Genomic DNA, 14,771 nt, shown 5'->3' with positions numbered 1-14,771 from the left:
CGGGCCGCCACAGGCACGCCACCCGGCCCACGGCACGCGCGTCCTCACAGGAACCCGCTGCGGGGTGCTTCGTCGCACCCGCCCGGAGACCGGGTACGCCGCGGGCGGCGGCTCAGGCCGGCCGTCTGCGGCTCCGCCACAGGATCACGCCGGCCACCAGCAGGACCCCGCCCACGCTGCCCGCGAGCGGCGCAGCCCAGCCGGAGGCGCTGCCCGCGGCCCTGACGGGGTCCGGGCCGGCACCGAAGTACTCGTCGCCGTACGACGCCGGGCGCAGGCCCCCGGGTTCGAGGCGGACGGCCGCCTTCAGCGCGGCCGCCGGGTCGATCATGCCGAAGCCCCGGGAGTCGTCCCGGCCGCCCACCGGGGCGTCCCGCGCGGTGTCCTCCAGGAGCTTCTTGATCTGGGCCGGGGCCAGGTCGGGATGGGCGGACCTGATCAGGGCGGCGGCGCCGGAGACGAAGGCGGAGGCCGCGCTGGTGCCCCAGCCCGCGTAGTACTTGTGGTCGGGGTCGGCGATGACGACGTCGACTCCGGGTGCGCTGACGGCGGCGTACCAGCGGCGGGTCGAGAAGGCGGCGCGGGTGCCGTACTTGTCGACGGCGGTGGCGGCGATGACGCCCGGGTAGGCGGCCGGGTAGGAGACGTGGTCGCCCTTGTCGCCGCCGTTGCCCGCGGAGGCGACGACGACCACTCCCTTCTTCAGGGCGTACTGCACCGCCTCGTCCTCGCTCGGCTCGGGGTGCGCGGAGTCGGAGTCGTCGCCGAGGGAGAGGTTGATGACGTCGGCGCCGTGGTCGGCGGCCCAGCGGATGCCGTCGGCGAGGGCGTTGCCGCGGGTGGTACGGGCCTTGGCGCGGGCGGGGTCGCCGTCCTCCAGGATCACCCGGACGGGCAGGACGCGGGCTTGCGGGGCGACGCCCATGACGCCCTCGGAGTCGCCGGTTCCGTGGCCGTGCCCGGCGATGATGCCGGCCATGGCGGTGCCGTGCCGGCCCCAGGTGCGGTCACCTGGTTCGGCACCGAAGCCGATCATGTCCTTGGCGGGCAGGACGTTGCCGGCGAGGTCCGGGTGGTCGGTCTGCACACCGGTGTCGAGGACGGCGACGGTGACGCCGCGGCCCTTCGTGGTCTGCCAGGCCTCGTCCAGGTGGAGGGCGGACAGGCCCCACTGCTGGGCGCGGATGCCGTCGGCGTGGGCGGTGGCGGACGGCAGGAGGGCGAGGGAGCCGGCGAACAGCAGGCTCACCGCCGCCTTGGCGGCATGCTTCATGAAGGCTTCTCCGTGGCTGTGCCGACGGTTTTCCGCAGGCGCCGCTGGACGCGGTCGGCCAGGCCCTGCGCCTCGTTGCCGAGGCCGGCCCGGGCCGGGTCGGTGGTGGCGCCGGAGCGGACGGCGTCCGCGGCGGGCTGGGGGGCGTCGACGGTACGGCCGTCGGCCCAGCCGGAGACGGCGTAGGCGACGACGGGGGCGTCGGTGAGGACGGAGAGGGTCCAGGAGGCCCGCTGCCGGTCGCCGAAGGCGGCGGCGGCCGTGCCGGCGGCGGCGTACGGCCGGGGCATCAGGTCGGCACGGCTGTCCAGGTGTTCGTCGCGGAAGCGGGCGGCGAGCGCGGTCATGGCGGCCGGGTCGGCCTTGGTGAACAGCAGGCCGACGGTGGTGACGTAGCTCTGGGTGGCGTCGGTGTAGGTGGCGCGCAGCAGCCGCTGGCAGCCGACCGGGGCGAGCGCCTTGGACAGCAGCGGGTCGAAGGCGTGGGCGCAGCCGCTGTCGGGGGCCACGGCGATCCGGGTCCAGGTGCGGTCGGCGCCGCCGGGGCCGGCACCGGTGCCCTGGACGGTGGGCGGGAACAGCTGGTCCACGGGCACGCTGTGCCAGAGCGTCCGGGCGGTGCCGAACGAGTCGCGGGTGCCCTTCGCGCCGTCGTCCCCGGTGAGCCAACTCCCGGTAGCGGCACCGCCGATGAGACCGAGTCCCAGCACGAGGCAGGCGGCGGCGGCGACGGTGCGCGGGCCCACCCGGGGACGCGTGCGCCCGCCGGACACATCGGGCTCCGCGAAGGACACCACGGGCCGCCCGCCCGGCGCGGCACTCCAGGAGTGCGCCGGATCCGGCCCGGGGTTCACGGGGTGCGCGGGCGCCATCGGACTCCGGGCGGCAGCACGGCCTCCTGCCAGCCCCGTGGACCGTGCCGCGGGTGCGGGGTGAGGGGGTGCCGGGGCGGTGGGGTGCGTGGGCGCGGGATGCGTGGGCGCGGGATGCCGGGGACCGGGTGCCGAGGCGCGCGGCGAGGCGGACGCGGACCCGGAGGCGGACGCGGACCCGGACGCCGGGGACGCCGAACGGATCGGACGCAACCGGGCCGTGGTCTCCGACCGGGTCTCGGCCGGCGCGCTCTGCCTGCCGGCCCGGAGCCGGGCCGTCGTCGTCTCCCCGACGCCCCCCTCCGAAGTCTCCGTCCCGCCCGGCGCCGTGCCCCTTCCCGGCCCAGTCCCGGCCACGCGCGCCGCCGCGCCGACCGGGGCTGCGGGAGATGCCGGAGAGGTGGCGGTGGTGGGAGGCGAGAGACAAGGGGAAGCTGACGAACTCCCCGCGCCTGCGGGGCCGGTGGGGCCTGGGCGGACCACCGAGGCCGCGGCACGACCCGAGCCCGCCGGTCCCCTCCGACCCACCGGGCCCGGCGAGCCCGGCGAGCCCGGCGAGCCAGCCGAGCCAGCAGAGTCCGCCGGACGAACCGGGCCCGCCGAGGCCGCTCCCCCACCCGAGCCCACCGGGCGCGCCCCGCCCGCCGGAGTCGCCGCAGCGCCCGGGCCCGCGGGCGTCGAGGGGCCCTGGGGCATCGGGCCGAGCGGGCCGGCCGGGGCGGTGTCGCCCTGGCGTTCCGCTGCGGAGCCGGCCGGTGGGGTGTCGGGGAAGCGGGCCGAGGCGGGGGGCGGGGGCGGGCTGGTGGGGGCGGGGGGTTCGGGGACGGTCGACGCGCCGGGCCGGTGAGGGCGTGCGGGCGGGACGGCCGGCGGGCGGGGGCCGCGCGGGGTGAAGACGGACGGCTCCTCGTCGGGGTCGTCGGCCGGAGCCGGGGGCGCGGAGGGCATCGGGGGGTGGGCCGGGGGCGTGGTGTCGGTGCGCCACGCGGGGCCCGCACTGTCACCGGCCGGGGCATGTCGCGCTTCCGTGCTCATGCACCCCCCGTTTCCTCATGCCCGGGCCGTTGCCGTACGCGGGCCGTCCTGCTGCTCGGCCGCGCCCGGTGCGACAGGTCCTTCCGGGCACGCATACCCGTACGGCCGGAGCGGCATCCCGGTTCACGCGGGTGCCGGGCGCGTCCGCCGTACGTGCGCGTCACTCTACGGGTTGTCGGGGGGCGGGACGGAACCGGTCCGCGGCGCCGGGGCATCTGCCCGGAACGTCCCCCTACCCTGCGGTAATCCTGTCTGGCAGGCTTCCGTCATGACTGCGCCTGCCGCCGCCCGGGCCCGTTACGACCGGGCCACCGCCCATCTCGACGCCCCCCTCGCGATCGTGGATCTGGACGCCTTCGACGCCAACGCGGACGACCTGGTCCGGCGCGCCGCGGGCAAGCCGGTGCGGGTCGCCAGCAAGTCGGTCCGCTGCCGGGCCCTGCTGGAGAGGGTCCTGGCCAGGGAGGGTTTCCAGGGCGTCATGTCGTTCACCCTGGCCGAGTCGCTGTGGCTCGCGCGGTCGGGGTTCGAGGACATCCTGCTGGCCTATCCGTCGGCCGACCGGGCCGGGTTCGCGGAGCTGACCGCCGACCCCAAACTCGCCCGTGCCGTCACGGTGATGGTGGACGATCCGGCCCAGCTCGACCTCATCGACGCCTCCCGGGACGGCGGGCGCGAAGCCGTCCGGGTGTGCCTGGAGCTGGACACCTCGCTGAGCCTGCTCGGCGGCCGGGTGCGGGTCGGCGCGCGGCGCTCCCCGCTGCGCTCGCCCGCCCAACTCGCCGAGCTGGCCCGGTCGGTGGCCCGGCGGCCGGGTTTCCGGCTGGTGGGGATCATGGCGTACGAGGGACACGTCGCCGGTGTCGGGGACGCGGTCGCCGGCCGGCCCCTGCGCTCGCGGGCGATCCGGCTGATGCAGGCCGCCGCCCGGCGCGAGCTGGCCGAGCGGCGGGCCGCCGTGGTGCGGGCGGTGCGGGCGGTCGCGCCGGACCTGGAGTTCGTCAACGGCGGCGGCACCGGCAGTGTGCAGCACACCGCCGCCGAGGAGGCGGTGACCGAGATCGCGGCCGGTTCGGGGCTGTACGTGCCCCGGCTGTTCGACAACTACTCGTCCTTCACCGGCCGTCCGGCGGCCCTCTTCGCCCAGCCGGTCGTCCGGCGGCCCGGGGTGGGTGTCGTCACCGTGCTGGGCGGCGGCTACCCGGCCTCCGGCGTCGCCGGACCCGACCGGCTGCCGGTGCCGTACCTGCCGGAGGGGCTGGCCTACGACCCGCAGGAGGGGCCCGGCGAGGTGCAGACCCCGCTGCTCGGCTCGCCCGCCGACGACCTGCTCCTCGGCGACAAGGTGTGGTTCCGGCACGCCAAGGCGGGCGAGCTGTGCGAGCGGTTCGACGCCCTCCACCTGATCGAGGGGGACACGGTCACCGCGACCGTGCCCACCTACCGGGGTGAGGGGCACACGTTCCTCTGAGGCTTCCTACAGGGGCGTGACGTACGCGCCGGCGATCCCGCCGTCCACGAGGAAGTCGGTGGCGTTGACGAAGGAGGAGTCGTCGCTGGCCAGGAAGGCGACGGCGGCGGCGATCTCCTCGGCCTCGGCGAACCGGCCGAGCGGGATGTGGACGAGCCGGCGGGCCGCCCGCTCCGGGTCCTTGGCGAACAGCTCCTGCAGCAGCGGGGTGTTGACCGGTCCGGGGCACAGCGCGTTCACCCGGATGCCCTCCCGGGCGAACTGCACGCCCAGCTCGCGGGACATGGCGAGGACGCCGCCCTTGGAGGCCGTGTAGGAGATCTGGGAGGTGGCCGCTCCCATCCGCGCCACGAAGGAGGCCGTGTTGATGACGGAACCCTTGCCCTGCCGGCGCATGTAGGGGATGGCGGCCTTGCAGCACAGGTAGACGGAGGTCAGGTTGACCTCCTGGACCCGCTTCCAGGCCTCCAGGCCGGTGTCCAGGATGGAGTCGTCGTCGGGCGGGGAGATGCCCGCGTTGTTGAAGGCGATGTCGACGCTGCCGTAGGTGTCGTACGCCGCCTTGAACAGCGCCTCGACCTGCTCGGGGTCGGTGACGTCGGTCTTCACGAAGAGTCCGCCGGTCTCCTCCGCGGCGGCCTTGCCGCGGGTCTCGTCGACGTCCGCGCAGACGACGTGGGCGCCCTCGGAGGCGAGCCGGCGGGCGGAGGCGAGTCCGATGCCGCTGCCGGCTCCGGTCACGACGGCGGTACGGCCGACCAGGCGGCGGCAAACACTGGTGTCGGTCACTGTGCGGGGCCCTCCGTGCTGATGAAGACGTTCTTGGTTTCGGTGAAGGCGGTCAGGGCGTCGGGGCCGAGTTCGCGGCCGAGGCCGGACTGCTTGAACCCGCCGAACGGGGTCCAGTAGCGGACGCTGGAGTGGGAGTTGACGGACAGGTTGCCCGCACGGACGGCCTGCGACACGCGCAGGGCGCGGCCCACGTCCCGGGTCCAGACGGAGCCGGAGAGGCCGTAGGGGGTGTCGTTGGCGAGACGGATGGCGTCCTGCTCGTCGGTGAAGGGCAGCAGGACGGCCACGGGTCCGAAGATCTCCTCGCGGGCGGCCGGGCTGTCGGGCCGTTCCCCGGTGAGCACGGTCGGCGGGAACCAGAAGCCTGGCCCGTCGGGGGCGCTGCCGCGCAGGGCCGGGGCGTCCGCGGCGGCGTACGACCGTACGCGCTCCCGCTGCCGGCCGGAGATCAGCGGGCCCATCTGGGTCTTCTCGTCGGCCGGATCGCCCACGACCACGGCGGCCAGCGCGTCGGCGAGGAAGGCGCGGGCCTCGTCCAGCACCGTCTCCTGGACGAGGATGCGGGTGCGGGCGCAGCAGTCCTGGCCGGCGTTGTCCAGGAAGGAGAAGGGGTCGAGGGCGGCCTTCAGATCGGCGTCGGCGAAGACGAGGCTGGGGCTCTTGCCGCCGAGTTCGAGGGTGACCGGTTTGACCAGGCGGGCGCAGCGCTCCATGACCTCCCGGCCGGTGCGGGTCGAGCCGGTGAACACGATCTTGGCGACGTCGGGGTGGTCCACCAAGGCGCGGCCGGCGGTGTGGCCGTAGCCGGGCAGCACCTGGAAGACGTGCTCGGGCAGGCCTGCCTCCAGGGCGAGTTCGGCGAGCCGGAGCGCGGTGAGCGGGGTGGTCTCGGCGGGCTTGAGGAGCACGGCGTTGCCGGCGGCGAGGGCGGGGAAGGAGCCCCAGGCGGCGATCGGCATGGGGAAGTTCCACGGGGCGATCACGCCGATCACGCCCAGGGGTTCCTGGAAGGTGACGTTCCAGCCGCCGGGCACCGGGATCTGGTGGCCGAGCAGGCGTTCGGCGCCGCCGGCCGCGTAGAGGAGCAGGTCGCGGGCGTTGGCCGCCTCCCAGCGGGCGCCCGCGACGGTGTGGCCGGCCTCGCGGACCTCCAGCCGGGCGAGTTCCTCGGTGTGGGCGTCGACGGTGTCGGCGAAGCGGCGCAGCAGGCGGGCGCGGTCGGCGGGGGCGAGGGCGGCCCACCCGGTCTGGGCGCGGGCGGCCCGTACGACGGCGGCGGCGACGTCCTCCTCGCTCGCGGCGGGGACGGTGGCGACGGTCTCCTCGGTGGCGGGGTTGAGGACGGTCAGCTCGTTCGGGTCGGACACGGGGTGACCTTTCACAGGCGTTCGAAGGAGCGGCGCAGCTCCCAGTCGGTGACCGCGGCGTCGAAGGCCTCCAGTTCGACGCGCGCCATGTTGCGGTAGTGGGCGACGACCTCGTCCCCGAAGGCGGCCTTGGCGATCGCGCTGTTCTCCCACAGCTCGGCGGCCTCGCGCAGGGTGGTCGGGACGTGCTCGAAGCCGGCGGTGTAGGCGTTGCCGGGGCAGGGCTCGGGCAGTTCCAGTTTCCGCTCGACCCCGTACAGGCCGGCCGCGACGAGGCCGGCGACGGCGAGGTGGGGGTTGACGTCTCCGCCGGGGAGGCGGTTCTCGAAGCGCAGGGAGCGGCCGTGGCCGACGACCCGCAGCGCGCACGTGCGGTTGTCGTGGCCCCAGGCGACGGCGGTGGGGGCGAAGGAACCCGGCTGGAACCGCTTGTAGGAGTTGATGTTGGGGGCGTAGAGGAGGGAGAAGTCGCGCAGGGCGGCGAGCTGTCCGGCGAGGAAGTGGCGCATGACGTCGGACATCCCGTCGCCGTCGGCCATGGCGTTGCGGCCGTCGGCGTCGGCGAGCGAGAGGTGGATGTGGCAGGAGTTGCCCTCGCGCTCGTTGTACTTGGCCATGAAGGTGAGCGAGACGCCCTCCTGGGCGGCGATCTCCTTGGCGCCGGTCTTGTAGAGGGCGTGCTGGTCGCAGGTCCGCAGTGCCTCGTCGTAGCGGAAGGCGATCTCGTGCTGGCCGGGGTTGCACTCGCCCTTGGCGGACTCGACGGTGAGGCCCGCGCCGGCCATGTCGTTGCGCAGGCGGCGCAGCAGGGGCTCGATGCGGCCGGTGCCGAGGATGGAGTAGTCGATGTTGTACTGGTTGGCCGGGGTCAGGCCGCGGTAGCCGGTGTCCCAGGCCTGTTCGTAGGTGTCCTTGAAGACGATGAACTCCAGCTCGGTGCCGACCTGGGCGGTGTGGCCGAGTGCGGCGAGCCGGTCGAGCTGGCGGCGCAGGATCTGGCGGGGCGCGGCGGCGACCGGGGAGCCGTCGTTCCAGGCGAGGTCGGCGATGAGCAGGGCGGTGCCGGGGTGCCAGGGGATCCGGCGCAGGGTGGCGAGGTCGGGGCGCATGGCGAAGTCGCCGTAACCGCGCTCCCATGAGGACATCGCGTAGCCGTCGACGGTGTTCATCTCGGTGTCGACGGCGAGCAGGTAGTTGCAGCCCTCGGTGCCGTGGTGCAGGACCTCGTCGAGGAAGAAGCGGGCGGCGAACCGCTTGCCCTGGAGCCGCCCTTGCATGTCGGGGAAGGCCAGGACGACAGTGTCGATCTCACCGCCCGCGACGAGGGCGTGCAGTTCCTCGACGCTGAGCGGGGGTGTGCGGTCTGCCACGGGAGAGCCTCCTTCGGCGCCATCGCGCTTTTTCGGCCGGGCCGGGAGCCATAAGGTATTGCGGAGAACCATTGCTTGGGAAGGGGGTACGGCGGATGTCGCACGACATGGGTACGGGCGGCCTTCAGGACCGGCTCGCCCCGGTGCTGCGGCCGGTGCGGGCCGGCAACGGTTTCGAGGAGGCGCTGGAACAGATCCTGCAGATCGTCCGGCTGGGCCTGGTGCCGGGCGGCGAGCGGCTGCCGGCCGAGCGGGAGCTGGCGGAGCGGCTCGGGATCAGCCGGGTGACGCTGCGCGAGGTGCTGAAGGTGCTCCAGGACCAGGGTCTGGTGGAGGCGCGGCGCGGGCGGTACGGCGGAACGTTCGTGCGGCCGCGCCAGGACGCGGGCGGCGAGGACGAGCTGCGGCGCCGGATCGCCGAGGTCGACATCGAGGACGTGCTCCGCTTCCGCGAGGTGTTGGAGGTGGGCGCGGCCGGGCTGTGCGCGGCGCACGGGCTGGCCGAGGAGCAGGCGCAGCGGCTGCGGGAGGCCTTGGACCGCACCCACGGGGCGCCGCTCGCGGACTACCGGCGGGCGGACACGCTGCTGCACCTGACGCTGGCCGAGCTGTGCGGTTCGCCGTCGCTGACCGCGCAGTACGCGGCGGTCCGGGCCACCGTGAACGACCTGCTGGACTGCATCCCGCTGCTGGTGCGCAACCTGGAGCACTCCCAGCGGCAGCACACGGCGCTGGTCGGGGCGGTGCTGGACGGGGACGCGGACGGGGCGCGGGAGATGATGCGCGAGCACTGCGCGGGGACGGCGGCGCTGCTGCGGGGCTTCCTGGCGTGAGCCGGTTCTGCGAAAGTGGGGGCGACAAAGGTATTGCTGACTACCTTTGCGGGTGGGCAGTTTGAGAGCGGGCGCCGAGGGCGCCGGGCACCGATGGAGCCGGGTGCTGAGGGAACCGGCACTCATGAAGCCGGGCACCGACGACGCGGGGCGCTTTTCCAGGGAGGGCAGCATGACCGCACGGCCGCTGATCGGCGTGAGCACGTATCTGGAGTCCGGGGTGCGCTGGGGGGTGTGGGAGCTGGACGCGGTACTGCTGGCGGCCGGCTATCCGCGGCTGGTGCAGCGGGCCGGCGCGCTCGCGGCGCTGCTGCCGCCGGACGCGCCGGAGCACGCCGCGGCCGCGGTGGCCCGGCTCGACGGGCTGGTGATCGCGGGCGGCCCGGACGTCGACCCGGCTCGCTACGGCGCCGAGCGCTCACCCCGCACCGGACCGCCCGCGCCGGAGCGGGACGCCTGGGAGCTGGCGCTGATCGAGGCGGCGCTCACGGCGGGGGTGCCGCTGCTCGGCGTCTGCCGGGGCATGCAGTTGCTGAACGTCGCCCTCGGCGGCACGCTCGTCCAGCACCTGGACGGGCACGCGGAGGTGGTCGGCGCGTTCGGCGGCCACCCGGTGAAGCCGGTGCCGGGCACGCTGTACGCCGGGATCGTCCCGGAGGAGACGACGGTGCCGACGTACCACCACCAGGCGGTGGAGCGGCTCGGCGAGGGCCTCGTGCCGTCGGCCTACGCGGCCGACGGCACCGTGGAGGCCGTCGAACTGCCGGCGGACCGGGGCTGGGCGCTGGGCGTGCAGTGGCATCCGGAGATGGGCGAGGACCTGCGGGTGATGCGCGCCCTGGTCACAGCCGCCTCCTGAGCCGGACCGGAGCGGCCTCGCCCCGGGCACTCCGGAAGGCCGAGCCCGCCGACGCCGGCCACCGCGAACCCGGCCACAACCAACGGCTCAGGCCACGCCCCCGCCGACCCCGGCCACAACCAACAGCCCAGGCCACGCGCCCACCGACCCCGGCCACAACCAACGGCTCAGGCCACGCGCCCGCCGACCCCGGCCACACCCAAGCCCGACAACCCCGGCCACAGCCCACCCCGCCGCCACCGCCCCCTCAGCCAGACCAAAGCAGCCACCCCCGGCGCACGCCGGAAGGCCGAGCCCGCCGACGCCGGCCACCGCGAACCCGGCCGCAACCAACGGCTCAGGCCACGCGCCCGCCGACCCCGGCCACACCCAAACCCGACAACCCCGGCCGCAGCCCACCCCCGTCACCACCGCCCCCTCAGCCAAGCCAGAGCGGCCAGCCCCTGCGCGCGCTGGAAGGGGCGCAGGGTGGGCAGGCCCGGTGGGGCCGGCTGGAGGGAGGCGTGCAGGAAGTAGCCCGTGAGGGCGGCCAGCGCCGCGGTCACGGCGTCCGGGGCCGCCGCCCGGCCGAGGGGGTGCGCGGTGAACACCGCCTCGGGGTCGGGACCGCCCTGGGCCCGCACGCACGGCAGCATGACCAGCAGGTCGAACCAGGGCGCGGCGCGCAGGGCGTGCGGCCAGTCCACGAAGACGAGGCCGTCGGCCGTGAGCAGGACGTTGTCCGCGCGGAGGTCGCCGTGGGCCAGGGTGTCCCCGGACGCGCCCTCGGCCCATCCGTCCGCCAGCGCCGCGAGTTCCGGCAGACGGCCGGCGACCCACGCGCCGAGCCGGCCGCGCACGTCCCCGGACTCGCCCGCGAGGAGGCGGCGCCAGCCCGAGAAGGCCTCGGCGAGGTCCTCGGCGACGGGCGGGGCGTCGACCGGGGACGGGGTGCCGGTGCGGGCGAGCTCGGTCACGGCGTCGAGCACGCGGTCCAGTTCGGCCCGCCGCCAGGGCACGCCGGGCTGGTGCCCCGCGACCTCCTCGAAGACCAGCGCCACCCAGGTGCCGTCGTCGTACGAACCGAGCAGCCGGGGCGCCGGTACGGCGGCCGGGAGGGCGGCGGCGTTGCGGGCCTCCTTGCGGTGCAGGCCGGGGCTGTGCGGGTTGGTGTCGGCGCTCACCGCCTTGACGAACCCGGCCCGGCCGGCGGCCGTGCGCACGCGGGCGGCGACACCCGGGGAGAAGCCGCCGCTCTGGGTGACGGCCCGCACGACGGGTGCCCCGAGCACCTCCCCGACGGCGTCGCGGACGACGGCCGGGAGGTCTTCCCAGGGGGTGCGGACGCCGGTGGCGGGCGGGGCGGTGAGGGTCATACCGCATGATGGCGAGCCGGGCCGCGCCGGGGCCAAGGATTTTCCGCGCGGGTGGCGACCCGTCATCCCCGTGTCAGCGACAGCAGTTCCCGGGCCGGGCCCGTCGGGCGGTGACCGGTCGGCCAGACCGCGCGCAGGTCCCGGTGGAGCGAGACCCCCTCCACGGGGATGCTGACCAGCCGCCGCATCGACAGCTCCTCCCCCACCGCCAGTTCGCTGAGGACGGAGGGTCCGGCGCCGCTGACCGCGGAGGCCTTCACCGCCGTCGTGGAGGACAGTTCGATCAGCGGGCGGGCCAGGCCGCCGAGCGCCGCGTCCAGGACCTGCCGGGTGCCGGAGCCGCGCTCGCGCAGGATGAGCGGGGTCGCGGCCAGCTCCGCCGCCGTCAGGGGCCGCCGGCGGCGGGCCCACGGATGGCCCGGCGCGGTGACGACGATCAGCCGGTCGTGGGCGATGACCGCGGAGTCCAGGCCCGGCGGGACCGACAGGCCCTCCACGAAGCCCAGGTCGGCGTCGCCCGCCAGCAGCAGTTCCGCGACCTTCGCCGAGTTGCCCGCGAGCAGCGACACGGCCGTGTCGGGCCGTTCGGCGTGCAGCGCCAGGAGCCAGCCGGGCAGCAGGTACTCGGCGATGGTCATGCTCGCCGCGACCCTGAGCCGCGAATCCCGCCGGTCCCGCAGCGCCCGCGCCCCCGCGTCGAAGGCCGCAGCGGCCTCCACCACCCGCCGGGCCCAGTCGGTGACCAGGGCGCCCGCGTCGGTGAGCCGGGAGCCGCGCGGCGAGCGGTCGACGAGGGCGACCCCCAGCTGCCGCTCCATGGAGCGGATCCGGCTGCTCGCGGCCGGCTGCGTGATGCCGACCTCCCGGGCCGCCGCGCCGAGACTGCCCAGCCGTGCCACGGCCAGCAGCAGTTCCAGCGCGGCGAGGTCCGGCACCCGGTGCGCCAGGGATGCCGTCCGCTGATCCTCCGCCTTGCTCATAAGACCAGCTTATGCCCTCATAGACGGGAACTCCCTGGTCAGGGGCGATCGGTTACGGGATCGTAGGGGCATGGTCACCGCAGTCGAGCCCCTCCGTCTCCCCCGCGCCGCCCGGATCCGGCACCTCGGTCCGAACTGGTACGCCGCCGTCATGGGCACCGCCGTCGTCGGCTCGGCCGGTGTCGCGCTGCCGGGACCGGTGCACGGGCCGCGCGGTGTCTTCGCGGCTGTCTGGGCGCTGTCCCTGTTCCTGCTGCTGACCCTGCTGGCCGCCCGGGCCTGGCACTGGGGCCGCCACCGCGACCAGGCCCGCGCCCACCTCCTCGACCCGGCCATGGCCCCCTTCTACGGCTGCCTGGCGATGGCCCTGCTCTCGGTGGGCGGCGGCGCCCTGACGGCGGGCCGGCAGCTGATCGGCGCGTGGACGGCCGTCGCCCTGGACACCGTGCTGTTCTCCACGGGTACGGTGATCGGGCTCGCGGCAGCCGTGGCCGTGCCCTACCTGATGGCCGTACGGCACCGCGTCGACGCAGCCCAGGCCACCCCGGTGTGGCTGCTGCCGCTCGTCGCGCCCATGGTGTCGGCCTCGGCCGGCCCCCTGCTCGTGCCGCATCTGCCGCCCGGGCAGCCCCGGGAGACCCTGCTGCTGGCCTGCTTCGCGCTGTTCGGGCTGAGCCTGCTGGCCGTGCTGGTGATGCTGCCGCTGATCTTCGCCCGGCTGCTCACCGGCGGGCCGCTGCCGCTCGTGCTGACCCCGACCCTTTTCCTGGTCCTCGGCCCGCTCGGGCAGTCCACCACCGCGGTCGCCCTCGTCGCGGACGCCGCCCCCGGGGTCGTACCGGCCCCCTACGACCGTGGCCTCGACGTCTTCGCCGTGCTCTACGGGGTGCCGGTCATGGGGTTCGCGCTGCTCTGGCTGGGGCTGGCCACCGCGCACGTGGTGCGGGCCCGGCGCCGGGGCATGGGCTTCTCGCTGACCTGGTGGTCGTTCACCTTCCCGGTGGGCACCTGTGTCACCGGCGCCGCCGCCCTCGCCCGGCACACGGGACTGGCGATGTACGACGCCACGGCCACCGGTCTGTACGGCGTCCTCGTGGCCGCCTGGCTCGCGGCGGCCTGGGGCACCGTGCGCGGCCTGTTCAGCGGTGAGCTGCCCGCAGCGCCTCGGTCAGCACCCGTGGCGCCTCCGTCAGTGCCGGCCCGTACCAGGTCAGGTGCCGCCCGCTGACCAGCGCGCAGGGCAGGCCGGGGAACGCCTCCGGGCCGTCGTCGGCGGTGAACCGGTACGGCTCGTCGGGCAGCACCACCAGTTCCGCTCCCGCCGCCCGCAGTTCCTCCAGCGGGACGCGGGGATAGCGCTCGGGGTGGCCGGCGTACACGTGGTCCACGCCGAGACGGGCCAGGACGTCGCCCGCGAAGGTGTCCCGCCCGAGCACCATCCAGGGCCGGCGCCAGACCGGTACGACCGCCCGCGTACGTGCCGCCGCCCCGGGCAGGCCGGCCCAGGCCGCCTCCGCCGCGTCCAGCCACACGGGCCGCGCCGGCGCACCGCACGCGGTGAGCACCCGGTCCAGCTCGGTGAAGGCCCGGGGCACGCTCCGCACCTCGGTGACCAGCACGTGAAGGCCCGCGGCGCGCAGCACGTCGAGGTCCGGGGCGCGGTTCTCCTCCTCGTTGGCGATCACCAGGTCGGGGGCGAGGGCGATGACGCGGTCGACGTCCGGGTTCTTCGTCCCGCCGATCCGGGTGACGTCGAGGTCCGCCGGACGATCGCACCAGTCGGTGGCGCCGACGAGGACGCCGGGCAGGGTGACGGCCACCGCCTCGGTGAGGGACGGGACCAGGGAGACGACTCGCACCGGTCAGCGGGCCCTGTCCTGCACGGCCTCGATGTGCTCGGCCACCGCCACCACGATGATCCGGGTGTCCGGGACGGTGGCCCGCCACCGGTGCCGTACCCCGCCCGTGAGGTACAGCGTGTCCCCGCGTCCGAGGCGGTACGCGCGTCCCTCGGCCTCGATCTCGACCGCGCCGTCGGCGACGTACATCAGCTCGTCGTTGCGGTGCTGGAACTCGCGGCCGGCGTCGTGGTCGCCGGTGAACTCGGAGGCGTGCAGCTGGTGGTGGCCGCGCACCAGGGAGCGGGTCCGCGGGTCGAAGTCGCCCTCGGGGAGGGTCTCGGCGCGCACGACGTCGACGCTGGCGGCCGGGTCGGCGGCGGCGAGGAGCTCGACGGCGGTGGTGCGCAGGGCGTCGGCCAGCTTCTCCAGGGACGTACGGCTGGGACGGGCCTTGTCGTTCTCGACCTGGCTGAGGAACGGCACCGACAGGCCGCTGCGCTCGGCGACGGCGGCGAGGGTCAGTTCCAGCACACGGCGGCGCCGCCGGACGGCCGCGCCCACCCGCACGGGCTGCTGCTCTTTGTGGTCGCCCATCGCTCCGGCTCCCTCCCTCGCTCGTCGTGCCGCTGTCCGGGTGCCCGCTGCGGGGCGCATCTCTTCCGATGACTTCTCTGCACCCTACGCATGTTCGGCAAACCGTTTCACGTGCCTGTCGCATCCCCG

The 14,771-nt window shown here is 75.3% G+C and carries 13 protein-coding genes; 4 read left to right on the top strand and 9 right to left on the bottom strand.

The features are described from left to right. Positions 1 to 112: 112 nt before the first annotated feature. Together mycP and ACZ7N4_RS22070 are read right to left on the bottom strand one after the other, a co-directional pair. Positions 113 to 1,273 carry a type VII secretion-associated serine protease mycosin gene (gene mycP / locus ACZ7N4_RS22075; RefSeq protein ID WP_471360162.1) on the bottom strand — a complete coding sequence of 387 codons (1,161 nt, stop codon included), beginning with the start codon at positions 1,271 to 1,273 and terminating at the stop codon, positions 113 to 115. Continuing rightward, a complete protein-coding gene (locus ACZ7N4_RS22070) occupies positions 1,270 to 2,046 on the bottom strand; it encodes a hypothetical protein (protein ID WP_471360159.1) in 777 nt (258 codons plus the stop codon). Before ACZ7N4_RS22070 ends, mycP begins: the two co-directional genes overlap by 4 nt. A 1,402-nt stretch (positions 2,047 to 3,448) precedes the next feature. Between ACZ7N4_RS22070 and ACZ7N4_RS22065 the strand changes: the two genes are divergently transcribed. Next, positions 3,449 to 4,651 (top strand): amino acid deaminase/aldolase, encoded by a 1,203-nt coding sequence (locus ACZ7N4_RS22065; protein ID WP_471360156.1) that lies wholly within the window; start codon positions 3,449 to 3,451, stop codon positions 4,649 to 4,651. Between the two features lie 6 nt (positions 4,652 to 4,657). Here ACZ7N4_RS22065 and ACZ7N4_RS22060 read toward each other — a convergent pair whose 3' ends face one another. The 3 genes from ACZ7N4_RS22060 to ACZ7N4_RS22050 are packed head-to-tail and all read right to left on the bottom strand — an operon-like array spanning position 4,658 to position 8,180. Continuing rightward, a complete protein-coding gene (locus ACZ7N4_RS22060) occupies positions 4,658 to 5,440 on the bottom strand; it encodes a 3-oxoacyl-ACP reductase (protein ID WP_471360154.1) in 783 nt (260 codons plus the stop codon). Then, positions 5,437 to 6,810: an aldehyde dehydrogenase family protein gene (locus ACZ7N4_RS22055; RefSeq protein ID WP_471360151.1), complete on the bottom strand. Its 1,374-nt coding sequence runs from the start codon at positions 6,808 to 6,810 to the stop codon at positions 5,437 to 5,439. The genes ACZ7N4_RS22060 and ACZ7N4_RS22055 overlap by 4 nt, the downstream gene beginning before the upstream one ends. An 11-nt stretch (positions 6,811 to 6,821) precedes the next feature. After that, positions 6,822 to 8,180 carry a glutamine synthetase family protein gene (locus ACZ7N4_RS22050; RefSeq protein WP_471360148.1) on the bottom strand — a complete coding sequence of 453 codons (1,359 nt, stop codon included), beginning with the start codon at positions 8,178 to 8,180 and terminating at the stop codon, positions 6,822 to 6,824. A 95-nt stretch (positions 8,181 to 8,275) separates the two neighbouring features. Between ACZ7N4_RS22050 and ACZ7N4_RS22045 the strand changes: the two genes are divergently transcribed. Both ACZ7N4_RS22045 and ACZ7N4_RS22040 read left to right on the top strand, forming a co-directional pair. Further along, complete coding sequence (locus ACZ7N4_RS22045; protein WP_471360145.1) at positions 8,276 to 9,013, top strand: FadR/GntR family transcriptional regulator; 738 nt, start codon at positions 8,276 to 8,278, stop codon at positions 9,011 to 9,013. Between the two features lie 172 nt (positions 9,014 to 9,185). Then, entirely contained in the window at positions 9,186 to 9,872 is a 687-nt protein-coding gene (locus ACZ7N4_RS22040; protein WP_471360142.1) for a gamma-glutamyl-gamma-aminobutyrate hydrolase family protein, read from the top strand. 404 nt (positions 9,873 to 10,276) lie between these two features. Here ACZ7N4_RS22040 and ACZ7N4_RS22035 read toward each other — a convergent pair whose 3' ends face one another. Beyond that, a complete protein-coding gene (locus ACZ7N4_RS22035; RefSeq protein WP_471360140.1) occupies positions 10,277 to 11,227 on the bottom strand; it encodes a phosphotransferase in 951 nt (316 codons plus the stop codon). A gap of 62 nt (positions 11,228 to 11,289) precedes the next feature. After that, positions 11,290 to 12,207: a LysR family transcriptional regulator gene (locus ACZ7N4_RS22030; RefSeq protein ID WP_471360138.1), complete on the bottom strand. Its 918-nt coding sequence runs from the start codon at positions 12,205 to 12,207 to the stop codon at positions 11,290 to 11,292. 70 nt (positions 12,208 to 12,277) lie between these two features. Here ACZ7N4_RS22030 and ACZ7N4_RS22025 point away from each other — a divergent pair, with 70 nt between their 5' ends. Then, complete coding sequence (locus tag ACZ7N4_RS22025) at positions 12,278 to 13,435, top strand: TDT family transporter (RefSeq protein WP_471360136.1); 1,158 nt, start codon at positions 12,278 to 12,280, stop codon at positions 13,433 to 13,435. On the opposite strand, the gene ACZ7N4_RS22020 is transcribed toward ACZ7N4_RS22025, so the two are convergent. After that, complete coding sequence (locus ACZ7N4_RS22020; RefSeq protein WP_471360134.1) at positions 13,347 to 14,066, bottom strand: helical backbone metal receptor; 720 nt, start codon at positions 14,064 to 14,066, stop codon at positions 13,347 to 13,349. The genes ACZ7N4_RS22025 and ACZ7N4_RS22020 overlap by 89 nt on opposite strands. Before the next feature lie 3 nt (positions 14,067 to 14,069). After that, positions 14,070 to 14,642, bottom strand: a complete 573-nt coding sequence (locus ACZ7N4_RS22015) for a helix-turn-helix domain-containing protein (protein ID WP_467928936.1) — start codon at positions 14,640 to 14,642, stop codon at positions 14,070 to 14,072. Positions 14,643 to 14,771: the final 129 nt, after the last annotated feature.

The sequence above is a fragment of the Streptomyces sp. NPDC107654 genome (assembly GCF_055639035.1).
The sequence above is the reverse complement of the archived record's forward strand: the minus strand, read 5'-3'. Positions and strand labels throughout refer to the sequence as shown.